Annotated in this window: 18 protein-coding genes, 1 rRNA gene and 1 pseudogene; 10 read left to right on the top strand and 10 right to left on the bottom strand. The window is 66.6% G+C overall.

Going from position 1 to position 20839, the window contains the following annotated elements; genetic code table 11:
• A 5S ribosomal RNA gene (gene rrf / locus PSQ39_RS19800) occupies positions 1 to 95 on the top strand; the annotation flags it as partial.
• A 227-nt stretch (positions 96 to 322) separates the two neighbouring features.
• Here rrf and PSQ39_RS19805 read toward each other — a convergent pair.
• From PSQ39_RS19805 to PSQ39_RS19825, 5 genes are all read right to left on the bottom strand, one after another.
• Positions 323 to 1363, bottom strand: coding sequence for a lipocalin-like domain-containing protein (locus PSQ39_RS19805; protein WP_273929088.1), 1041 nt, complete (start codon positions 1361 to 1363; stop codon positions 323 to 325).
• A 163-nt stretch (positions 1364 to 1526) separates the two neighbouring features.
• Positions 1527 to 4082, bottom strand: a complete 2556-nt coding sequence (locus tag PSQ39_RS19810; protein WP_273929090.1) for an FtsX-like permease family protein — start codon at positions 4080 to 4082, stop codon at positions 1527 to 1529.
• Between the two features lie 47 nt (positions 4083 to 4129).
• On the bottom strand, positions 4130 to 4852 hold the full coding sequence (locus tag PSQ39_RS19815) for an ABC transporter ATP-binding protein (protein ID WP_273929092.1): 723 nt from the start codon (positions 4850 to 4852) through the stop codon (positions 4130 to 4132).
• The gene (gene miaA / locus PSQ39_RS19820; RefSeq protein ID WP_273929094.1) at positions 4849 to 5823 is read right to left on the bottom strand and encodes a tRNA (adenosine(37)-N6)-dimethylallyltransferase MiaA; all 975 of its coding nucleotides are present in this window, start codon (positions 5821 to 5823) and stop codon (positions 4849 to 4851) included. Before miaA ends, PSQ39_RS19815 begins: the two co-directional genes overlap by 4 nt.
• On the bottom strand, positions 5816 to 7057 hold the full coding sequence (locus tag PSQ39_RS19825) for a multidrug effflux MFS transporter (RefSeq protein ID WP_273929096.1): 1242 nt from the start codon (positions 7055 to 7057) through the stop codon (positions 5816 to 5818). The genes miaA and PSQ39_RS19825 overlap by 8 nt, the downstream gene beginning before the upstream one ends.
• 178 nt (positions 7058 to 7235) lie before the next feature.
• On the opposite strand from PSQ39_RS19825, the gene PSQ39_RS19830 reads away from it, so the two are divergent.
• Together PSQ39_RS19830 and fdxA are read left to right on the top strand one after the other, a co-directional pair.
• Positions 7236 to 8600, top strand: a complete 1365-nt coding sequence (locus PSQ39_RS19830) for a serine hydrolase domain-containing protein (protein WP_409242059.1) — start codon at positions 7236 to 7238, stop codon at positions 8598 to 8600.
• A 211-nt stretch (positions 8601 to 8811) separates the two neighbouring features.
• A complete protein-coding gene (fdxA, locus tag PSQ39_RS19835; RefSeq protein WP_273929098.1) occupies positions 8812 to 9141 on the top strand; it encodes a ferredoxin FdxA in 330 nt (109 codons plus the stop codon).
• Between the two features lie 87 nt (positions 9142 to 9228).
• On the opposite strand, the gene mutL is transcribed toward fdxA, so the two are convergent.
• Complete coding sequence (gene mutL, locus PSQ39_RS19840) at positions 9229 to 11208, bottom strand: DNA mismatch repair endonuclease MutL (protein WP_273929099.1); 1980 nt, start codon at positions 11206 to 11208, stop codon at positions 9229 to 9231.
• 102 nt (positions 11209 to 11310) lie between these two features.
• Here mutL and PSQ39_RS19845 point away from each other — a divergent pair, with 102 nt between their 5' ends.
• The 3 genes and pseudogenes from PSQ39_RS19845 to PSQ39_RS19855 all read left to right on the top strand — a co-directional run bounded on the left by PSQ39_RS19845 (position 11311) and on the right by PSQ39_RS19855 (position 13042).
• The gene (locus PSQ39_RS19845) at positions 11311 to 11964 is read left to right on the top strand and encodes a DedA family protein (RefSeq protein ID WP_273929101.1); all 654 of its coding nucleotides are present in this window, start codon (positions 11311 to 11313) and stop codon (positions 11962 to 11964) included.
• Positions 11965 to 12272: 308 nt separating this feature from the next.
• Positions 12273 to 12683 (top strand): annotated as a pseudogene (locus tag PSQ39_RS19850) (salicylate hydroxylase); the annotation flags it as partial.
• A gap of 203 nt (positions 12684 to 12886) precedes the next feature.
• Positions 12887 to 13042, top strand: coding sequence for a hypothetical protein (locus tag PSQ39_RS19855; protein WP_273929102.1), 156 nt, complete (start codon positions 12887 to 12889; stop codon positions 13040 to 13042).
• A gap of 29 nt (positions 13043 to 13071) precedes the next feature.
• Here the strand turns inward: PSQ39_RS19855 and PSQ39_RS19860 are convergent, their stop codons facing one another.
• From PSQ39_RS19860 to tsaE, 3 genes are all read right to left on the bottom strand, one after another.
• Complete coding sequence (locus PSQ39_RS19860) at positions 13072 to 13356, bottom strand: glycine zipper 2TM domain-containing protein (protein ID WP_273929104.1); 285 nt, start codon at positions 13354 to 13356, stop codon at positions 13072 to 13074.
• A 194-nt stretch (positions 13357 to 13550) separates the two neighbouring features.
• Complete coding sequence (locus PSQ39_RS19865; RefSeq protein ID WP_273929106.1) at positions 13551 to 15080, bottom strand: N-acetylmuramoyl-L-alanine amidase; 1530 nt, start codon at positions 15078 to 15080, stop codon at positions 13551 to 13553.
• On the bottom strand, positions 15077 to 15661 hold the full coding sequence (tsaE, locus tag PSQ39_RS19870; protein ID WP_409242060.1) for a tRNA (adenosine(37)-N6)-threonylcarbamoyltransferase complex ATPase subunit type 1 TsaE: 585 nt from the start codon (positions 15659 to 15661) through the stop codon (positions 15077 to 15079). The genes PSQ39_RS19865 and tsaE overlap by 4 nt, the downstream gene beginning before the upstream one ends.
• On the opposite strand from tsaE, the gene queG reads away from it, so the two are divergent.
• The gene (gene queG, locus PSQ39_RS19875; protein WP_273929109.1) at positions 15641 to 16765 is read left to right on the top strand and encodes a tRNA epoxyqueuosine(34) reductase QueG; all 1125 of its coding nucleotides are present in this window, start codon (positions 15641 to 15643) and stop codon (positions 16763 to 16765) included. The genes tsaE and queG overlap by 21 nt on opposite strands.
• On the opposite strand, the gene PSQ39_RS19880 is transcribed toward queG, so the two are convergent.
• A complete protein-coding gene (locus PSQ39_RS19880; RefSeq protein ID WP_273929111.1) occupies positions 16712 to 17617 on the bottom strand; it encodes an AEC family transporter in 906 nt (301 codons plus the stop codon). The two genes, queG and PSQ39_RS19880, sit on opposite strands and share 54 nt — an antisense overlap.
• 119 nt (positions 17618 to 17736) lie before the next feature.
• On the opposite strand from PSQ39_RS19880, the gene PSQ39_RS19885 reads away from it, so the two are divergent.
• From PSQ39_RS19885 to PSQ39_RS19895, 3 genes are all read left to right on the top strand, one after another.
• Complete coding sequence (locus PSQ39_RS19885) at positions 17737 to 18699, top strand: tripartite tricarboxylate transporter substrate binding protein BugE (protein WP_273929113.1); 963 nt, start codon at positions 17737 to 17739, stop codon at positions 18697 to 18699.
• 141 nt (positions 18700 to 18840) lie between these two features.
• On the top strand, positions 18841 to 19734 hold the full coding sequence (gene xerD, locus PSQ39_RS19890) for a site-specific tyrosine recombinase XerD (RefSeq protein ID WP_273929220.1): 894 nt from the start codon (positions 18841 to 18843) through the stop codon (positions 19732 to 19734).
• A 42-nt stretch (positions 19735 to 19776) separates the two neighbouring features.
• Complete coding sequence (locus PSQ39_RS19895; RefSeq protein ID WP_273929114.1) at positions 19777 to 20760, top strand: Bug family tripartite tricarboxylate transporter substrate binding protein; 984 nt, start codon at positions 19777 to 19779, stop codon at positions 20758 to 20760.
• The last annotated feature ends 79 nt before the right edge of the window (positions 20761 to 20839 follow it).

Below are 20839 nucleotides of genomic sequence, written 5' to 3' on the forward strand. Positions count from 1 at the left end.
TTGGTACCACTCCTTCCCATCCCGAACAGGACAGTGAAACGACTCCGCGCCGATGATAGTGCGGGTTCCCGTGTGAAAGTAGGTCATCGTCAGGCTATTACAGCCCTCAAAACCCCCTCCCTTTACTGGGCGGGGGTTTTGTCTTTGGGGACTCCAAAACCACTACCCCCTCTCTCGCCAAACGCCAAACGCAGAGCAGAGCAGAGCAGGCAAGCTCACCACACCCTACACAAAAAAACAGCTCCCAAAGGAGCTGTTCTTGTTGGCACATCACGCTCAGCGGCGTCTCAAGTTGCATCAAACGCATCGAGTCAAGGCATGCTCACCCAAGGCGCAAGGCCTCCGAATACCCCGTGAGCTCCACGTAACCGCGGCCAATGCACACGCCTTCCGCATTGAAAAGTTCACTCAAGCCCTCCCAATAGACATTACCCGTGGAGCTTCGACTGTCGAGCTCTTGATCGGCCAGCATGGCTTTCACGCGAAATTGGCCCAGAGGGCAGTTGAGTTGCCACTCGACGGGGTATTCGGCCTGTGTCCGGGGACTCTTCCAACGTGCCCCGGGCCGCCATTCGGTGCTGCCCTGGGGGGCACTGTGCACACGGCCATCGTTGTCTTGCCATGTGGCAGCGTCCCAGATGGGGGTGCCGTCGCGGCCTCGCATGCGAAAGGCCATCAGGCTGCGGCCATCGAACAGGTTCATACCCAACCAGTCCCAGCCCTGGGCTTGCGATGCCATCAATTGGTCGCTCCATTCGTGGTCGAGCCAGGCGCGGCCATGGGGCTGCTGGTTTGGAGGATCAAGGGGAAAGCGCTGACCTTGCAACTGAATTTCGCCTTGTACCGTCATCTGGGTTTCGCTGTAGTAGCGGCTGTACTGGCGGGCGTCTGGTCCTTTCTGCGACAGACCTTGTTGGCCCTGGAGCAGCAGGGGCTGGGTGCTCTGGAAGTCCAGCAACAGACTGAAATGCTCACTGCTCAGTCTGGCGCGGTAACGAGAGCCGTTGGGCAAGGCGTCGCGTTGGAGGGTCCAGGGGTGCAAGCCCACATCGGTGTCCTGCTCTGATGCGCGGCTCAGACCCATGCCCAGTCGGGCGCTGCGTTGCTCGTGCCACAGGCGCTGACCCTGCAGATCCGTCACGGCGGCATGGGCCAAGATCAGTTGCTTGGCTGCGAAGGCCGAGCGCAATCCCTCATTGCCACGCACGCGGGCGCGGAAAAACGTCAATTGGTAACCAAACAAGCGCCCCCCCGAGCTGGCACTGCCGGTGATGTACCACCATTCAATGGCTTGTTCGGGGTGGCTGCCAAAGTCACGTGGAAAGTTCAGCGCAGGTACGGCATCCACGGTGGGTGGGCTCATGGGTTTGGCTTGCGCCAGAGGGCTCGCGCTGGTCAACGCACAACCCAGTCCTGGGCTGTTCAGCAGCAGGAATTGGCGCAAAAAAGTACGTCGGTCAGGGAAGGGCATGGGGACTTTCAACCAGGGTTCCAACTGCACATGGAGGTCGTTGCTCGTCAAGCGTTCACCAATCTTCGCGCACTGCCATCACGGCGTCTTGTCCTACCGCAGCGCGGCCACTGAACCACGCGGTCAGGGTGCCTGCCGCCACCGTGGCCGCACACAAGCCGATCAGACGGGCCCAGGGCAGGTGGAGTTCCATGCTCCAGTGAAAGCTTTGGGGGTTCACCACCTTCACCAACAACAGAGACACCGCCAGGCCCAGCAGAAGGCCGGCCAGGGCGCCAATCCCTGTCCACACCAAGCCCTCACCCGCCACGACGGTGAGGATTTGGCGCCTCGTCAAACCCAGGTGGGCCAGCAGACCAAACTCTTTGCGTCGGGCCAGTACCTGCGCGCTGAAATTGGCCGCGACGCCAAACAGACCAATGCCAATGGCCACCGCTTGCAGCCAGTAGGTGACGGCAAAGCTGCGGTCAAAGATGCGCAGTGAATTGCGTCGGATCTCGGCGGAGGAGCTGATCTCGAACTGCCCTGCCGCTTGTGCATTCAAGGCGGTGACCACCTCGGCCTCGTGCTCTGGCGCATCCAGCCACAGGCCCAGGTCGTTGAACAAGTAGTCGCCACTGAGTGTCTGGTAATCGGACAGTCCCATGACCACGCTGCCAAATTGACGCGCGTAGTCACGCCAGACCCCAGCCACAAAAAAGCGGGCAGGGGCGACGGGCGACGTTGGCTGAGCCTGAAAGGCCGTCGCCAGGGCATCCCAGCTCTGCCCCAGTTGGACAGGGTACAAATCCAGCACCGCTTCGCTCACGTAAACGCCGATCTGTCCCGCCGGCACGGGCAAGGCCTTGCCGATCAGGGGCAGGTTGCCAGCCTGGGGGTCCAAGCTGCGGGCGATCAGGGTCAGATTCGGCTGCCCGGAAGACAAGAGCAGCGGCCGCAGCCGCAGTCCGCTGACGGCTGCTACATGGGGGAGCGCCGCGATGCGCTCCACTTGGGCAGGGCTGAGGGTGGCCACATCGCTGGCCTGGGCGCCGCCATTGGCGCGCAGGTACAGCGGAGCGGGTAGCACCTGGTCCAGCCACTCAATCACCGAGCCACGAAAGCTGCTCACCATCACCGTCAGGGCCACCGCCAGGCTCAAGCTGGCCACCACCCCACTGATGGCGGAGGCCGCGCTGCCGTTGACGCGTCGCGCCCGCTCCACGGCCAACAAGGGCAACACATGGCGCTCCAGCCGCCTAGCCAGGGGGGCGTAGGTCCAGCCCATCAGCTCGGGCAGCAGCACAATGCCCCCCAGCAACAGCAAGGCCACCGCGAAATAAGCACCCAGTGGGATGCCTTGCCAGGGCGGCAGCAGGGCCAGCAGGCCGGCCATGGCCATCAAGCCCAATCCCGCGCCGCCGCGTCGCGCCCCGGTGCTGACTTGCCCCAGGCCTTTGAGGGCCTGGGCTGGGGCCAGCGCTGCAGCCGATCGGGCTGGCCACCAGCCCCCCAGCAGGGCGGCTGCCACGCCCAAGCCACCATACAGGGCGGCAGCGGCAGGGCTCCACTGCAACGGCGGTGACGCGCCGGCGAAGTAGCCCCCGCCCAGATCGCCGCCCAGCAGTTGCAAGGCCAGCGCGGCCAGCCCTGTGCCCAGAGCCAAGCCCAGCGCACTCCCCAGCAGACCCAGCAGCAGCGATTCGGCCAGGACCAACTGCGCTCCTTCCTGCGGGCGCAAACCCAGCACGCCGAGCAGTGCAAACTGCCGGGTGCGGCGGGCCACGCTCAAAGACAGCACCGAGAACACCAAAAAGCCGCCCGTGAACAAGGCCACCAAGGCTAGCACCGTGAGGTTGACCCGGTAGGCCCGGGACAGCTGGTTGACCCGCTGCGCCGCATCCTCCGGTTCACTGGCCAGCACCTGGGCGGGCAAAGACAGGCTTTGCAGATAGCGCTGCCGGTCGACACCCGGGGCCAGGCGCACATCCAGGCGGCTCAATTGGCCCACAGCGTCAAACAGGTCTTGTCCGGCGGCAATGTCCATCACGGCCAGAGGCGGCCCCGAGGCCATGACGCGGCCAGCCCGCTGCAAGTCGGCCTCGCCGCTGGGGGTTTTCAGGCGCACGTGGCGCGTCTCGCCGACCAGGGCCTGAGCCGAGGCATTCAAGAACACCTGCCCGGCCTGCAAGCCTGCCATCCGGTCCATGCCCGCGTCAGTCAGCGGCAGCAGCTCGGGAGACAGCTGACCCAGGCGCAGGGCATCCACGGCGATGACGCGCAAGGCCACCGGGGGCAGATCCGCGCGCAACAACAAAGTGTTGATTTCCAGCAGCGGGGCCACCTCGGCGCTGCCGTCGTGCAGTGCGACCTGGGTGTAGAGCTGCTCATCCAGCCGACCCTGGCGAGCGCGCAAGATCAGGTCAGCCTGCCCGCTGACCGAGCGCGCGGCCTGCGCGAATTCGTCCAGCGCGGAGGCGTTGATCAGGTGCACCGAAAAGGCCAGTGCCACGCCCAACATCACCGCTGCGATGGCAGCGGCAGAGCGCCAGGGGTGTTGGCGCAGCTCCTGCCAGGAAAAGCTGCGGATCAAACCCCACAGAGGCGATGAGCGAATGGCTTGCAATGGCATGAAGGGCGTCTTGTGCAGCCGGGTCGAGTGGCCCGGACGGGTGGGGCTCAGGGACTGTTTTCAATGCCGGTGGCGCGCAAACGGAGTACCCGGTCCGCGCGGGCGGCCGCGGTTTCGGAGTGGGTGACCAGCACCAGCGCGGCACCTTGCTCTCGACTTTGGGTTTGCAGCACATCGAGGATGCGCTGCGCCGTGTCTGGGTCCAGGTTGCCGGTGGGTTCATCGGCCAGCAGCAGGCCAGGCCGGTGCACCAAGGCGCGGGCCATGGCCACGCGCTGCAATTGGCCGCCGCTGAGCTGCTGCGGAAGGCGACTCCCCAGGCCTCCCAGGCCCACGGTGTCCAGCAGGCTTTGCACGCGGGCATGGGCGTCTGGCCCATGCTGGCCCAGCAGCATCAGCGGCAGGGCCACGTTCTGGGCCACGTCCAAGTGGGGCAGGACATGGAAGGCCTGGAACACAAATCCCACCTGGGCGCGGCGCCACAGGGCCCGTGCGTTGTCGTCCAAGCTGGCCAGGTCCGTGCCGTGCACCAGGATGCGGCCCCGGTCCCAATGGTCCAGACCGGCCAGGCAGTTCAGCAGGGTGGATTTGCCGACGCCGGAGTCACCCACAATGGCCACAAACTCGCCCGGGGCCACCTGAAAACTGACGTTCTGAAACACCGGCACCGTGCCGTAGTGCTTGCCCACGGCGATCAGCTCGACCGCTGCAGGGGGCTGGCCCCTGGCGACCCGGGGCGCTTTTTGTGCTGCGTCTGTCGAGGGCGTCATGGTGGCGTGGCTGGTTGAGAGATCAGCACCCGTTCAGCCGCTTGCAAGACCTGGTGCAAGGCATCCGGCGCATCGGCCACCACGATCTGGCGACTCGGCATGCCGCGCAGCCAGGTGAGTTGGCGTTTGGCCAGTTGGCGCGTGGCAAAGATGCCGCGTTCGCGCAGCTCGGCCAAGGAAAGGGTACCATCCAACGCCTCCCAGGCCTGGCGGTAGCCCACACAGCGCATGGAGGGCAGGTCGGGGTTCAGGTCGCCGCGCTCGCGCAGTTGCCGTACCTCATCGACCAGGCCTTGGCTCAGCATCTCATCAAAGCGGCGCGCGATGCGCTCGTGCAGCCAGGTACGGTCGTGCGGCTCCAGCGTCAGCAGCACCAGGGGCAGTCCGGGTGTGGCGCGGCCGGCTCGTCCCGCATGGAAGTGGCTCAGGGTCTGGCCGGTGGCGCGGAAGACCTCCAAGGCGCGTTGAATGCGTTGCGCATCGTTGGGCGCCAGGCGGGCGGCGGTCTCGGGGTCCACCTGGGCCAGTTCAGCGTGCAAAGCGGGCCAACCGCGCTCGGCCGCCTCCGCCTCCAGGGCGGCGCGCAGGGCGGGCTGGGCCGCGGGCATGGGGTCCAGGCCGTCCATCAAGGCCTTGAAGTACAGCATGGTGCCGCCCACCAGCACCGGCTGGGCACCACGCGCTCGAATGTCGGGCATCAGGCGGAGCACGTCCTGCACGAACTCGGCGGCGCTGTAGGCCTGCAAGGGGTCGCGGATGTCGATCAGGTGGTGAGGCACCTGGGCCAGCTCGGCCGCCGTGGGCTTGGCCGTGCCCACGTCCATGCCACGGTAAACCAGGGCCGAGTCGACGCTGATGATTTCAATGCGGTGGCGCTGGGCCAAGGCCAGGGCGGCGGCCGTTTTGCCCGAGGCGGTGGGGCCGGCCAGGGCCAGACAAGGGGGGATCGGGGCCTGCACGTGGTCAAGCATGGGCGGGCTCCCCGTGGCGTTGCACCAGGGTCCAGGCGGTCAGGGCGATGCAGGCGCTCCAGAACCAGATGCCCAGGGTCAGCGGGAACACCGTACCGTCCAGGTGTTGTCCCAGCCAGGCGCCCATGCCAAAGGCGATCAGCATCATGCCAAAGCCATTCAGGGCGGAGGCGGCGCCGGCGGCGTGCGGGAAGGGGCCCACGGCGCCGCTTTGGCCGCAGGGCTGGTGCACGCCGTGGGCCAGCATGAACAGGTAGTAGGGCAGCATGATGGCCCAGCCGTTGTGCCAGCCCAGCAAGGACAAGCCCCCCATCAAGCTGCCGCCCAGCAGGGTCAGCCCGCCTGCCAGGGCCACGCTGCGCCGCACACCGTAGCGCGGCAGCATCCAGCGGCAGATGAAGGTGCCTACAAAATAGGCAAACGACATCGAGCACATGATCAGTCCGTAGGCCGTCTTGCCCAGGCCCAGCACCTGAATGAACACAAAGGACGAGGACGCTAAAAAGGTGAACAAACCGCCGTACGAGGCGGCCGTCAACACCGAGAAGGCCACAAAAGTTGGGTGGCGCAGGATCTGCCCCCAGGTGCGCCACAGGGTGGCGGGTTGCAGGGCGCGCGGGTTGCGCTGCTTCAGGCTTTCTTCGAAGCGCAGGGCCAGCAGGCCCAGGGTCAGTGCGCCGAACACGGCCAGGGCCAGCATGGCGGCGCGCCAGCCCAGGTGGTTGGACAGCAAGCCCCCCAGGGGGGCGCTCAAACAGGCGAACACGCCCAGTCCAGACAAACCTTTGGACATCACACGGGCCCCTTCGGCCGGTGCATACAGGTCCCGCACGATGGCACGTGCACCCATCACCCCAGCCCCCATGGCCGCGCCCTGCACGCAACGCCAGAAGATCAGCGCCTCCATGGACTGCGTCATTGCGCAGCCGATCGCCGACACCGTGTAGGCCACCATGCCCGCTAGCAGCACAGGACGACGGCCCCACCGGTCAGACAGCGGTCCCCAGACCAGTTGCGAGCAACCAAAGGCCAACAGCAAGGCGCTGAGGGTCAGTTGGGCCTGGGTCATGCTGGCACCAAAGCCCTCTTTCATGGCGGGCAAGGCGGGCAGGTAGAGGTCGGTGGTGACCGGTTGCAGACCCAGCAGCAGGGACAGCACCAGCACCACCAGGCCAGGGGACATCAGCGTGGCAGGGGCCAGGGAAGTCGAGGAGGCAGAAGAGGAAACAGACATCCAATCGAGGGTATCAGAAAGCCGCTGATCCGGACTTGTGCAAGCAGGGGTGGCGTCCACGGCAAACCTGTCACTTAGGCGATGCCTGCACGGCCCGCCCCCCCCTTAACCTTGCCGGGGCGAACTCAGGCCGCGACCTGTGTGCGCTCATTCCGTTCAACCCGCACAGGAGACGCCCATGACCTCTTTCCTTGTCCGCTCCCAGACGCTGTTGGCCGCGCCGCCAGGGCTTTGGCGCCTTGGGCTCAGTCGCCTCGCTGCGGCTTTGGGCCTGTTGCTGTCAGCGGGTGCCGTGCCGGTCATGGCCCAATCGCCGGCGCCCACGCTGCCACCGCCTGACAGTGTGCATTTGGACCGCTTGGGTTACATGAGCACTTTTCCGCCCGAAGGTGCACAGCGGGTGGACCAGAGCAATGCCTACAAATACCCTCAATTGCGTTGGGTGGTGCAACACCTGCGCGAGTTGCAGCCCACGCGCAACATCCGCCGTGGCAGCGCTCCGGCTTCGGCCTTGCCGGCCGATCCCAAGCCACTGGGCGCACTGCAGTTCGAGGATGCCAAAGGCCAGAAAATCAGCCTGGAGGCGTGGGCGCAAAGCACCTACACCGATGCTTTGCTGGTCTTGCACCGAGGTCGGGTGGTCTACGAGCGCTACGACAACCAGATGCAGCCCAGCTCGCCGCACCTGCTGTTTTCTGTCACCAAGTCCTTCACGGGCCTGATGGCCGCGCAACTGGCGCACGAAGGCCGGCTGGACCCGCAGGCCCTGGTCACCCGCTATGTTCCCGAACTCGCGGGTTCCGCCTGGGGTGACATGAAGGTGCGTGAGGTCATGGACATGACCGGCGCCGTGCGCTTCCGTGAAAACTACACCGACCCGAGCAGCGAAATTTTTGGCTATGCCTGGGCCAGTGGCTTGTTGCCACGCCCGGCGGGCTACCAGGGGGCCGGCAATGTGTACGACTTTCTCAAGACCTTGCCCAAGGATGGCGAACATGGCCAGGCCTTCACCTACCGCACGGTGCACTCCGAGGTGCTGGGCTGGATCGTCTCGCGTGTCACCGGCCAGCACTGGGCCGACCTCATGAGTCAGCAGCTCTGGCAAAAAATGGGCATGGAAGAGGATGCCTATGTGATGGTCGACAGTGTGGGCACGCCTTTGCAGGGCGCAGGCCTCAATGCCACGGCACGGGACCTGGCGCGGGTGGGCGAGATGCTGCGCCTGGGCGGACGCTTCAACGGCCAAAAAATCTTTGACGCCGCGGTCATCGAGGACACGGCCCGCGGCGGTGACCGCGAACGCTTCAAGGCGGGAGGCCTGCAGGCGGCCCGGCCGGGCTACAGCTACCGCAACCAGTGGTGGGTGCTGCACAACGCGGACGGCGCCTACGAGGCCGCCGGTGTGCACGGGCAGTTCATCCACATCAATCCGGCCGCGCAGATGGTGGTGATCAAGTTGTCCTCCCACCCCGTGGCGGGCGCGGCCTTCACCCACGCCACCACGCTCAAGGCCTGGGCCGCACTGGCCCAAGCCCTGCGCTGACACCGGGCGCCACCGGACGCCACACAGCCCAAAGACCCCGCAGCAGCCTCTGACGCGCTGATCTGGGCACAATGCCGACGCACCTCAACTTGGGGGTGTGATCAGGGATGTTTGTCCGAAAGGGATGTGCGGTGGTGAGTGTGTTGGAGAGGGCCGACGACGGCCGATGGCGAGGCCTTGACAGCCCAGGGATGCCACAGTCGGAGGGCCTATGCCTTTCATCGTGACCGAGGCCTGCATCCAGTGCCGTTACACCGACTGCGTTGAGGTCTGTCCCATGGACTGCTTTGTGGCCGGTCCCAACTTCCTGGTGATCGACCCGGACGGTTGCATTGACTGCTCGGTCTGCGTGCCACAGTGCCCGGTGCAGGCCATCGTCAATGCCGCCGAGGTGCCGCCGGATCAAGCCGACTATGTCGCCTTGAATGCCCGGCTGGCCAAGGCGCCGGGCTGGCAGCCCATTCGCCGCCATGAACCTCCGATGGCCGAGCATGTCCATTGGGCTCAGGTGAGCGCCAAGCGGCATTTGCTGCAGGTGTGAGCGCCTGGGCGGCCTGCGGCACTGGCGGGCCCAAACCCCCCACGTCGGTGCGTGCCCGAGGTCGGCACCGATCTCCGTCGGCTTGCTTCAGCGGCCGCGCAGGAACAGGTTGTCCAGCTCGCGCAGTGTGAGCTGGCGCCAGGTGGGCCGGCCGTGGTTGCATTGGTCAGATCGCTCGGTGTCTTCCATCTGGCGCAGCAAGGCATTCATTTCGTCCAGCGTCAAGCGGCGGTTGGCGCGCACGGCGCCGTGGCAGGCCATGGTGGCCAGCAATTCATTGCGCGCACGCTGCACCACGGTGCTGGCGTCGTGCTGGCCCAGTTCGGCGAGCACGCTGCGTGCCAATTCCACGGCATCCCCTTGCGCCAAGGTGCTGGGCACGGCGCGCACGGCCAGGGTCTTGGGCGAAAAGGGCACGATCTCCAGGCCCAGGGTGGCCAAGGTGTCGGCGCATTCCTCGGCCGTGGCCACTTCTTGGGCTGTGGCGGCAAAGGTGGCGGGGATCAGCAGCGGTTGGCTGGACAGCGGTGCCACATCGATCTGGGTCTTGAGGCGCTCGTACACGATGCGTTCGTGTGCCGCGTGCATGTCGACAATCACCAGGCCGTGGGCGTTCTCGGCCAGGATGTAGACCCCTTGCAGCTGCGCGATGGCGCGGCCCAGGGGCCAGTTGTCCTGGGTTTGCGGCAGCCCGCTGGGGGCCGCCATGGGGGGCAGGCTGGCCTGGTTGAACAGGGGCTGGCCCAGCGCGGCTGGCGCGGGCGCTGAGCCGCTGGCCTGGCCCCAACGGCCAAAAGGCTGGGCATCCAGGCCGGCTTCGCCTGAAGCGGCCGGCAAGCCGGGTTGCCACAGGGCGCCCAAGTCGCTCACGCGGTGGCCGGGCGGCTCTTGGCCAAAGCCCATGCCAGGCTGGGTCCAGTGGGCGTTGAAGGCGGCTGGGCCGGCGGCGGGCGATGGGCTCAAGGTCAGGCCTGGGGTGCTGGGGTCGGTTGGGCCCAATGCCGGGTTTTGCGCCGCCGCCGCCGCTGCTGCAGCGGCGGCCATGGCGGCACGCGGGGCGGCCAAGGCGTTTTCTACCGCATAGCGCACCGCCTGATGCACCTCGCGGCTTTCGCGAAAGCGCACTTCGATCTTGGTCGGGTGCACGTTCACGTCCACGCGGGTGGGGTCGATTTCCAGCGTCAGCGCGTAAATCGGTTGGCGGTGGCCGTGCAGCACGTCCTCGTAGGCGCTGCGGGCGGCGTGGGTCAGCACCTTGTCGCGCACGTAGCGGCCGTTGACGTAGCAAAACTGGTGGTCCGCACGGGAGCGTGCGGCGTCGGGCACGCCCGCGCGGCCGCTCACGCGCACCGGGCCCACGTTGTAGTGCACCGCCACCGATTGGCTCAAAAAGTCCTCGCCCAGCACGTCGGCCAGTCGCCGGTCGTGTGCCTCGGGGCCGTGGCAGGCACGCCACTGCTCCACCAGCTTGCCTTCGTGCCAGATGGCAAAGCCCACATCGGGCCGCGCCAGCGCGTGGCGCCGCACAGATTCGACGCAGTGGGCCAGTTCGGTGGCATCGGACTTGAGGAACTTGCGCCGCGCAGGTGTGGAGAAAAACAGCTCCTTGACCTCCACCGTGGTGCCGGTGGCGCGCGCTGCGGGCTTGATCTCACCGGTGCGCGCGTCCAACAGGCAGGCCGTGGCTTGGCCCTCTGGGCGCGACAGCACGGCCATTTCCGAGACCGAGGCGATGGCCGCCAGGGCCTCGCCCCGGAAACCCATGGTGCCCACCGACTCCAGGTCGTGCAGGCTTTGGATCTTGCTGGTGGCGTGGCGCTTCAGGGCGACGGGCAGCTCGTCCTGGGGAATGCCGATGCCGTCGTCCTCGACCGAGATCAAACGCACACCGCCGGCCAGCAGGCGCAGTGTGATCTGGTGGGCGCCCGCGTCCAGCGCGTTGTCCACCAACTCACGCACCACCGAGGCGGGGCGTTCGACCACCTCGCCGGCGGCGATCTGGCTGATCAGTTCATCGGGAAGCTCCCGGATCGGGCGGCGGGCGGGGGCAGGGTGGAGATCGTTCACCCGGGGATTTTAGAGGCCGGGCCGTCAGCCCGACGCTTGGCGGGGGCATGTCACGCGCGCAGCACCTGCTGCCGTCATAATCGGTCGCCCAAAAGGAGCCCCATGGAAATCATTGCCGCCTTGATCGACTTCATCATCCACGTCGACAAGCACCTCGAATACTTCGTCCAGAACCACGGTGTCTGGGTTTATGCGCTGCTGTTTGCCATCGTCTTTGTTGAGACGGGTTTGGTGGTGATGCCCTTTTTGCCTGGCGATTCGCTGCTCTTCATCGTGGGTGCGATGGGCGGTGCCGGTCTGCTGAACTTGCCCCTGGCCTGCGTGGTGCTGATCGTGGCCGCCATCCTGGGCGACCAATGCAACTACCAGATTGGCCGCTTTTTTGGGCCGCGCGTGTTCCAGTGGGAGAGCTCGCGCTTCTTCAACAAGCAGGCCTTCAACCAAGCCCACGCCTTCTACGAGCGTTGGGGCGGCGTCACGGTGATTGCCGCACGCTTCATGCCTTTCATTCGCACCTTCGCGCCCTTTGTGGCCGGTGTGGCCGAAATGACGCGCAGCCGTTTCACCGCCTTCAACGTGCTGGGGGCCCTGATCTGGGTGCTGGGCGTGTGCACGATTGGCTACCTGTTCGGCAACCTGCCGTGGGTGCGTCAGCACTTCGAGAAAATCATCTGGGCCATGATCATCCTGCCGGGCTTGCCGGCGCTGTGGGCCGCCTGGCGCAGCCGCCGCTCGGGCGCTGGCGCCCAAGCCTGAGGCCTTGGGGGGGCTTTCTCAGGGTCAATCTGCACCAGTCCACTGATTATCAGTGGGCTTTTTATTTGTCTCCCCCTTCCCCGCATTGGGGAGTGAGACACATGACCGCAGCCTGCGGGCCCTCGGAGGCCTCCCCTTTTGAATGGAGCGGCCCGGGCTCCAGCCGTGTCCCGCACCGGCTCTACACCGACGCGCAACTGCATGAACGCGAGTTGCAGCGCTTCTTTGATGGCGAGCACTGGAACTGCGTTGGCTTGGAGGCCGAGGTGCCCCAGCTTGGTGACGACCGCCTGAGCTGGGTTGGCGAACGCCGCGCCGTCATGGTGTCGCGCCGCAACGAAGGCGGCCAAGCGGCCGTCACGGAGGGGGGCGTTCTTTCAAGGCTCAACATGAGCCTGGCCGACCCGCGCTTGCTGGACGTGGTGAGCGACCCCTGGTGGACGGTGCCCGACCCGGCCCAACCAGGCCAGATCATCACCCCCACCGTGGCCATGATGACCTTGTTCCCGGGGCTGATCGTGCAACAACAGGTCAACTCGCTGCCCACCCGCCACATCGTGCCGCGCGGTCCCGGTGAGTTTGACTTTGTCTGGACCCATTTCGGCTTTGCCGACGACAGCCCCGAGATGACCCAGCGCCGCTTGCGCCAGGCCAACCTGTTCGTGCCTGCGGGCTCTGTGAGTGCCGACGATGGCGAGGTGATCGAGTTCAGCCAGCAACTTTGACCGGCAATTGCCGCTGGCCTTGCTGGCGCTGGAGGGGCAGGGCATGCTGCGCGACCGCGTCTACGGCATCACCCAGACCCTCTACCTCGCGCCCTACACCAGGCGCCACGTGCTGTCGCCGGCACGCTTGAGCCTGCCTCAAGTGGAGCCGGGCCCGGAGCAGCAGGGGGTGGTGCAGGCCGAAACCGCGTTTTGCCGTGTTCGGCAACCGGCCCAGCCAGGCCAGCGAGGTCTACAGCGTGGGGCGTTACCTGGATGAGTTGGTGCACACCTCCGAGGGGCTGAGGCTGCAAAGCCGGCGATGCATTCTGGACGGCGACACCGTGCTCAATTCGCTGATCTACCCGCTTTGAAGCCGCCCTCCCGGGGCCGCCAAAGCGGATCAGCGGCGGTGCTTGGTCAGCTCGCTGCCGGCCAGAGCGCCGGCGGCTGCACCGGCCACCGTGCCCAAGGTGCTGCCAAACAGCACGCTGCCCGTGGCGCCCCCGACCACTGCACCGGCCACCGTGCCCACTTGCTGGTGGGTCGGGCGCGAAGCGCAGGCACCCAGCGACAGGCTCAAGGCCAGCAGGGTGATGACGGTGGCAGAACGGGCACCCGAACGCGCGCTGAAAGAGGCGGCTGGGGCGGAATGCAGTGGCTTGTTGGTGTGAAGTGATGCGGTCATGGTGAATCCTCTGAAGCGAAGGCAGTGGCTTGGAACTTAACGTTCAATACCGAATTGCTGCCGTTTGTCTGACTCGAGAATAGGCCGACAGCGCCTTTCACGCGTGTTTCAGTTGATACCAAATGTTTGCATTGGGGCTGGCAGCACGGCGGCCCCACGCGGGGCGCCGCCAGTGCACGGCCCATCGCCCTGCCTCAGGTGCTGCGGTTGCGCGCCAGAGGTGGGTTGCGCGAGAAGTAACGCTGGATGCCGCGCATCACCGCGTCGGCCAATTGGTCTTGGTACTCCGGGCTGCGCAGGCGAGCTTCTTCTTCAGGGTTGCTGATGAAGGCGGTCTCCACCAGCACGCTGGGGATGTCCGGGGCCTTGAGCACCGCAAAGCCGGCCTGCTCGACCTTGGGCTTGTGCAGCCGGCCGACCGCACCGATCTCGCCCAGCAGCGCGCTGCCGAGCTTGAGGCTGTCATTGATCTGGGCGGTGGTGCTCATGTCCAGCAAGGCGCGTTGCACGGTGGCGTCCTGCACCCGCACATTGAGGCCGCCCACTTGGTCGGCTTTGTTCTCCTTGTCGGCCATCCAGCGCGCGGCGGAGCTGGAGGCGCCGCTCTGGCTCAGCGCAAACACGCTGGCGCCCCGCGCCGTCGGGGTGATGAAGGCATCGGCGTGGATGCTGACAAACAGGTCGGCCTGCACGCGCCGCGCCTTGTCCACCCGCACGTGCAGGGGCACAAAGAAATCGGCATCGCGCGTCATGTAGGCGCGCATCGGGTTGCCATTGACCGTGGTGTTGTTGATGCGCTCGCGCAGGCGGTGCGCAATGCTCAAGACCACGTCTTTTTCGCGTGTGCCCGAGGGGCCGGTCGCGCCGGGGTCTTCGCCGCCGTGGCCTGGGTCCAGCGCGATGATGATCAGGCGGTCCGTGGCACTGCTGGGCTTGGTCGCTGCGGGGGCGGTGGTGGGCGCCGATGGCGGGCTCGCGGTTGGCGGCGGCGTTGCCGGGCTGCCAGCGCCCAGGCTGGGGCTGGGTCGCAGCGCCGGCGATGCGCTGGACGCCGGCACTGGTGCGCTGGCAACTGCGCCGCCCTTGCCCGGTTGGTGCTGCGCGATCAGCTCACCCAGCGGGTCGGCCGGGGCCGGGGCGGGGCGGGGCGACGTGGCCAAGGTCGGCGCCGGGTTGGGTCGTGGGCTGGCATCGACCTGAGGCTTGGGCTTGCTGTCTTGCAGGCGCTCGGCAATCAGGGCTTCCAACGGGTCGGCCTCGACCGTGGGGTAGAGGTCAAACACCAGCCGGTGCTGGTAGGCGGCCACGGGCGGCAGGCTGAACACCTGGGGCAGGGCGGGCTGTTTGAGATCGATCACCAGGCGCACCACGCCAGGCGCGTACTGGCCCACGCGGATGCCGCTGATGAAGGGGTCATCCGCCTTGACTTTGGCCACCAGCTCCTTGAGCGCGGGGTTGAGTTCGATGCCTTCCAGGTCCACGGCCAGGCGCGGCGGGTTGGCCACGAACGTGTGTTTGGCGACCAGGGCGCCGTCGGACTCGATGGTCACGCGGCTGTATTCGGGCGCGGGCCAAACGCGCACCGCCACGATGGTGGCCCCCCAGGCTAGTTCGCTCAGCCCCAGGCTGAGCACCAGGCCACCTGTGCGCAGCCATTGGCGGCGGGTCAGGGGGCGGCGGGTCAGGGCGGTGGGCGGTGCCTTGGGCAGAGAAGGGCGGCTCATGCGCGCAGGGCCTCCAGCAGCTCCCGGCCCAGCGCCGTGCCAGCTTGCAGGCGCAGTTCGCGTGGCGCGGGCGGGGCCTCGTCCAAGTCTTCAGTGGTGCTGGCCGCCTCCGTGTCGGCCAGCACGCGCAGGTTCAACACCAGGTCGGCCGGGGGCAGCACGCTGGCGGCTTTTTCAGGCCATTCGGCCAACTTCAGGCCGGGGCTGGCAAACAGGTCGCGAAAGCCCGCGTCCTCCCACTCGCGCGGGTCATTGAAGCGGTAGAAGTCAAAGTGCCAAATCCGCAGGCGCTGCGCCTCCTGACCCACTTCGTGGGGCTCGACCACCGCGTAGGTGGGGCTTTTGATGCGTCCGCTCACGCCCAGGGCGCGCAGCAGGTGGCGCACGAAGGTGGTCTTGCCTGCCCCCAGGTCGCCGTGCAGTTCGATGAAGGCATGGCGCACCCCCGGCAAGGCAGCCAGGCGCTGGGCGAAGGCCGCGGTGTCGTCTTCGCAGGTCCAGGTTTGCAGCAAGGCGGGGGTCGGGTGGGGCATGGGGGTGGGGCTTCCTACAATTCCAGGGTGCACAACTACAGCAGTCAACTCGTTTCCCGTCTCCAGGCCTGGGCACTGGAACTCGGATTTTCCCAAATCGGCGTGGCCGGCGTGGACTTGAGCAGCGCCGAGCCCGGCTTGGAGGCTTGGCTGGCGGCGGGGTTCCACGGCAGCATGGATTACATGGCTGCGCATGGCCTGAAACGGGCCCGGCCGGCCGAACTGCTGCCCGGCACGGTCAGCGTGCTCACGGCGCGCATGGATTATCTGCCGGCCAACACCCCCGGTGACTGGGTCGCCCGCGAATGGTCACGCCACCAGCGTCCGGGCGAGGCCGTGGTCTCGGTCTATGCCCGGGGGCGTGATTATCACAAGGTCTTGCGCAGCCGATTGCAAAAACTGGCCGATCGCCTGGCCGCCGAGGTGGGGCCGCTGGGCTACCGGGTGTTCACGGACTCGGCCCCGGTGTTGGAGGTGGAGCTGGCCCAGCGCAGTGGCCAGGGCTGGCGCGGCAAGCACACCCTGGTGCTGAACCGCGAAGGCGGCTCGATGTTCTTTCTGGGCGAGATTTTTCTGGACCTGGCCCTGCCGCCCACCGAGCCGGTGTCGGCCCACTGCGGCCAGTGCAGTGCCTGCCTCAGCGCCTGCCCGACCCAGGCCATTGTGGCGCCGCACCGGGTGGACGCGCGGCGTTGCATCTCCTACCTCACCATCGAGCACGACGGCCCCATTCCGCTGGCATTCCGGGCCCTGATGGGCAACCGCATTTACGGTTGTGACGACTGCCAGTTGGCCTGCCCCTGGAACAAGTACGCCCAGCGCTCGGCCCTGCCTGATTTTGATGAGCGCGCGGGTTTGTCGGGCTCGAGTCTGGCCACACTGCTGGGCTGGTCGGAGGCCGAATTTCTGCGTCGCACCGAGGGGGGGCCGATCCGCCGCATTGGTCATGCACGCTGGCAGCGCAACCTGGCCGTGGCGGCGGGCAATGCGCTGCATTCGAGCGCTCTCCCTGAGCCCGAGGCGCTGGCCTTGCGGGCGATTTTGCAGGCGCTGCGGCCCGAGGCCTCGGCCCTGCTGGCCGAGCACCTGGATTGGGCCCTAGCGCAACACCCCCAGCGCGAAGGGCAGGCTGACCATGCCCAGCAGGGTTGAGAGGGTGACCAGGCCGGCCACATAAGCCCCGTTGTAGCCCATGCGCGCCGCCAGCACATAGCAGGTCGAGGCGGTGGGCAAGGCCGAAAACGCGAGCAGCACGGTGGTTTGCACGTTGTCCAGCGCAAAGGCCCGCGCCAGGCCCCAGGCCAGCAGCGGCAGGACCAGGTGGCGGATGGTGAGCACCGAGGCCGCCAGCGTCTTGGCCCGTGCCAGCTGGCCAATCTCCATGCCTGCACCGGCCGCCATCAGGCCCAGCGCCAGGGAGGCGGCGCCAATGCGCGACACCGTGGGCTCCAACCAGACCGGCATGGTGAAGCCGGCCAGGTTGGCCGCGAGTCCGCTGGCCGTGGCGATCACCAAGGGATTGCGCAGCACCTCGCCCACAAAGCCACGTTGCCCCCCCCGCGCCATGGGCCAGACCGCGGCGATGTTGAAGATGGGCACACAGACCCCGATCAGCACGGCAATCAACAACATGCCTTGCGGGCCCGCCAGCCGATCGGTGATGGCCAATGCGATGAAGGAGTTGAAGCGAAATGCCACTTGCACGCTGGCCGCGTGTTCGCGGCCCCGCACGTGGCGCCCGAGCCAGGGCCACCACGGCAGGCTGTAGGACAGCGCAATGCCCGACAAACCCATCAGCACCCCCGCCATCAACAAGCCCGAGGCGGCATCCAGGTTGAGCGGACTTTTCACGATGGACTGGAACAGCAGCACCGGGAAGAGAAAGAAGTAGACCAGGCTCTCCACCTGCTGCCAGACCGTGCGGTTCAGGGCGGTGTAACGGCACAGCAAAAAGCCGCAAAGAATGAGCGAGAAGTCTGGAAAAAGCAGTTGGGCGTAGTTCACCGCTCGAGAATAACAGCCCACCTTCTGCCGGGTTTCCACTTAGTGGAGAAACACATGCGCAAGCGCTTCTGAAGCCGTTACGATCTTGGATTGAATTACGGTTCCCAAGGAGATTTTTCATGCATCGCCGCACCTGGACTGCACTCATGCTCAGCGCGCTGACCAGCGCCACCTTCGCTCAAAGCTACCCCAACAAGGCCGTTCAATTGGTCGTGCCCTTTGCCCCCGGTGGCACCACCGACATCATTGCGCGCACCATCGCCGACCCGCTGAGCAAGGCCCTGGGCCAGCCGGTGGTGGTGGTCAACAAGGCGGGCGGCGGCGGCGTGGTGGGGGCCACCGAAACCGCGCGTGCCGTGCCTGACGGCTACAGCCTGGGCGTGGCCACGGTGTCCACCACGGCAGCCAACCCGGCCATCAACCCCAAGATCTCGTACAACCCGCTGACGGACTTCACGCCCATCATCAATGTGGCGGCCACCCCGAACATCATCGCGGTGCACCCCAGCTTCCCGGCCAAGGACTACAAGGGCTTTCTGGCGGAGGTGAAGAAGTCGCCGGGCAAGTACTCGTACTCCTCGTCGGGCACGGGGGGCATTGGCCACCTGCAAATGGAGCTGTACAAGAACCTGGCCGGCATCTTTGTGACCCACATCCCCTACCGCGGTGCCGGCCCGGCGCTCAATGACACGGTGGCCGGTCAGGTTCCGATGATTTTTGACAACCTGCCCTCGGCCATGCCCTTCCTGAAGGAAAACCGCCTGGTGCCCATCGTGGTGGCGGCCCCTCAGCGCGTGCCGGCACTGCCCAATGTGCCCACCTTCAAGGAAGTGGGTCTGGAGCCGGTGAACCGCATGGCCTACTACGGCATCTACGGCCCCAAAGGCCTGCCCAAGGAAGTCGTCGACAAGGTCAACGCCGGTGTGCGCAAGGCCCTGGAAGACCCGGCGGTGCGCAAGCGCATCGAAGACACGGGCTCGATCATCGTGGCCAACACGCCCGAGCAGTTTGCCGAGCAGATCAAGGCTGAATTCGACACCTACAAGCGCGTGGTCACGCAGCAGAAGCTGACCCTGGACTGAGCGCAAGCTGGCGCGCAGCCTGTCCTCCAGCCCGGCTTTGGCCGGGCTTTTTTCATGGCGGCGGTGTACCCGGGCCGTGGCATAGTGCGCTTTGCCTTTTCTGAAGTCGTGACCTTGAAATCCAAGCCCTCGCCCGTGCTCTTGTCGCCTGCCAGCCAAGACGCCATTGACGCATTCATCGATGCCCTGTGGCTGGAGGACGGCCTGGCGCACAACACCCTGGCGGCCTACCGCAAGGACCTGAGCCTGTACGCCGACTGGCTGGGGCCTCAGGGTTTGAGTCTGGATCACACCGCCGAAGAGCACCTGCGCCAGTACTTTGATGCGCGCCATGCCAGCACCCGCGCCAGCACCTCCAACCGACGCCTGACGGTGTTGCGCCGCTACTTCCACTGGGCCTTGCGCGAGCGCCGGGTCAACGCCGACCCCACCCTGCGTCTGCTGGCCGCGCGCCAGCCTTTGCGCGTGCCCAAGACCCTCAGCGAAGCCCAGGTCGAGGCCTTGCTGGCCGCGCCCGACACCAGCACACCGCTGGGCCTGCGCGACCGTGCCATGCTGGAGTTGATGTACGCCAGCGGCCTGCGGGTGTCCGAACTGGTGGGCCTGCGCTTGTTCGAGTTGGGGCTCAAGGAGGGGGTGCTCAAGGTCATGGGCAAGGGCGACAAAGAGCGCCTGGTGCCCTTTGGCGAGGTGGCCCGTGATTGGCTCACCCGCTACCTGGCCGAGGCGCGCGCGCAGATCCTGGGGGGGCAAAGTTCGGACGACCTGTTTGTCACCCAACGCGGCCAGCGCATGACGCGGGTCATGTTCTGGGTCATCGTGCGCAAGAACGCGCAACTGGCCCACATCCACAGCCCCCTGTCGCCGCACACGCTGCGCCACGCTTTCGCCACGCATTTGCTCAACCATGGCGCCGACCTGCGCTCGGTGCAGCTCTTGCTGGGCCATGCCGACATTTCCACCACCACCATCTACACCCACGTGGCGCGCGAGCGCTTGCGCCAACTGCATGCCGTGCACCACCCGCGCGGCTGAGCGGCAGGGCCAGGCCGGCGCCACCGATCTTCTAGGAACGACATGACCCCCTTGTCCCGACGCCAACTCCTGGTCGGTGCCCCGCTGGCGCTGGGCCTGACCCCGACTTGGGCCCAAAGCCCTGCTCCTTGGCCGAGTCGGCCGCTGCACATCCTGGTGGCCTACCCGCCCGGCGGTGTCAGTGATGCCGTGGCCCGCCTGCTGGCCGAACAATTGCAGCCCGCCCTTGGCGTGTCGGTCCTGATCGAGAACAAGGCTGGTGCCAGCGGTGCCATTGCCATGGATGCCGTGGCCAAGGCCGCGCCCGATGGCTACACCCTGACTTTCAGTGCGATCAGCCCGTTGACCCTCAGCCCGCACCTGGGGCGGGTGCCCTACGACCCGCTGCGCGATGTGCAGCCCGTGGTGCAGGTCATGAGCTCACCGGTGCTGCTGTTGGCGACCTCGGCCACCCCTGTGCGCGACTTCGCGGGGCTGCTGGCGCAAGCGCGGCAACGCCCTGGTGGCTTGCGCTGGGCCACGGCGGGGCAGGCCTCGCTGGGCCACATCATGCTGGAGCAGCTCAAGGCGGCGGCCCAGGTCGACATCACCCATGTGCCGTACAAGGGGGGCGGCCAGCAGATGACCGATGCACTCAGTGGGCAATTTGAAGTGCTGTCCACCAACGCCAGCGCCGCCGTGCTTCAGCACATTGCCTCAGGGCGCTTGCACCCTTTGGCGGTGGGCAGCGCGCAGCGACTGGACACCTTGCCCAAGGTGCCGACCCTGGCCGAGCTGGGTTATGCGGCAGCGAACCTCGCGTCTCAGTTTGCCTTGTTTGCGCCCGCCCGCACGCCGCAGGCCGTGGTGGAGCGCGTGAACGAGGAGGTGAACCGGGTGTTGGCCCGGCCCGAGGTGCGCCAGCGCCTGCTGGCTTCCGACAACCAGCCCGCCGGAGGCAAACCTGCCGACCTGGCGCGCCTGATCGCGCAGGAGTCCGAGGCCAACGCGCGCATCATCCGCACCGCGGGCATCAAGCCCGATTGAGTCCGTGGACGCTGGGCGAGGGCCGCAGCCGGCCCATCGGCTGCGGAAGCCTCGTTATGGTGCACCCGTTTGCGAAGGT

This window comes from Curvibacter microcysteis (assembly GCF_028649455.1).
Lineage (GTDB): Bacteria > Pseudomonadota > Gammaproteobacteria > Burkholderiales > Burkholderiaceae_C > Curvibacter > Curvibacter microcysteis.

Excerpts from the sequence above, each read along its gene's own strand:
- PSQ39_RS19865 (WP_273929106.1), bottom strand. The coding sequence starts at position 15,080 with ATGAGCCGCCCTTCTCTGCCCAAGGCACCGCCCACCGCCCTGACCCGC.
- PSQ39_RS19810 (WP_273929090.1), bottom strand. The coding sequence starts at position 4,082 with ATGCCATTGCAAGCCATTCGCTCATCGCCTCTGTGGGGTTTGATCCGC.
- PSQ39_RS19825 (WP_273929096.1), bottom strand. The coding sequence starts at position 7,057 with ATGTCTGTTTCCTCTTCTGCCTCCTCGACTTCCCTGGCCCCTGCCACG.
- PSQ39_RS19895 (WP_273929114.1), top strand. The coding sequence starts at position 19,777 with ATGACCCCCTTGTCCCGACGCCAACTCCTGGTCGGTGCCCCGCTGGCG.
- PSQ39_RS19885 (WP_273929113.1), top strand. The coding sequence starts at position 17,737 with ATGCATCGCCGCACCTGGACTGCACTCATGCTCAGCGCGCTGACCAGC.
- fdxA (WP_273929098.1), top strand. The coding sequence starts at position 8,812 with ATGCCTTTCATCGTGACCGAGGCCTGCATCCAGTGCCGTTACACCGAC.
- PSQ39_RS19815 (WP_273929092.1), bottom strand. The coding sequence starts at position 4,852 with ATGACGCCCTCGACAGACGCAGCACAAAAAGCGCCCCGGGTCGCCAGG.
- miaA (WP_273929094.1), bottom strand. The coding sequence starts at position 5,823 with ATGCTTGACCACGTGCAGGCCCCGATCCCCCCTTGTCTGGCCCTGGCC.
- PSQ39_RS19845 (WP_273929101.1), top strand. The coding sequence starts at position 11,311 with ATGGAAATCATTGCCGCCTTGATCGACTTCATCATCCACGTCGACAAG.
- PSQ39_RS19860 (WP_273929104.1), bottom strand. The coding sequence starts at position 13,356 with ATGACCGCATCACTTCACACCAACAAGCCACTGCATTCCGCCCCAGCC.
- PSQ39_RS19830 (WP_409242059.1), top strand. The coding sequence starts at position 7,236 with ATGACCTCTTTCCTTGTCCGCTCCCAGACGCTGTTGGCCGCGCCGCCA.
- PSQ39_RS19805 (WP_273929088.1), bottom strand. The coding sequence starts at position 1,363 with ATGAGCCCACCCACCGTGGATGCCGTACCTGCGCTGAACTTTCCACGT.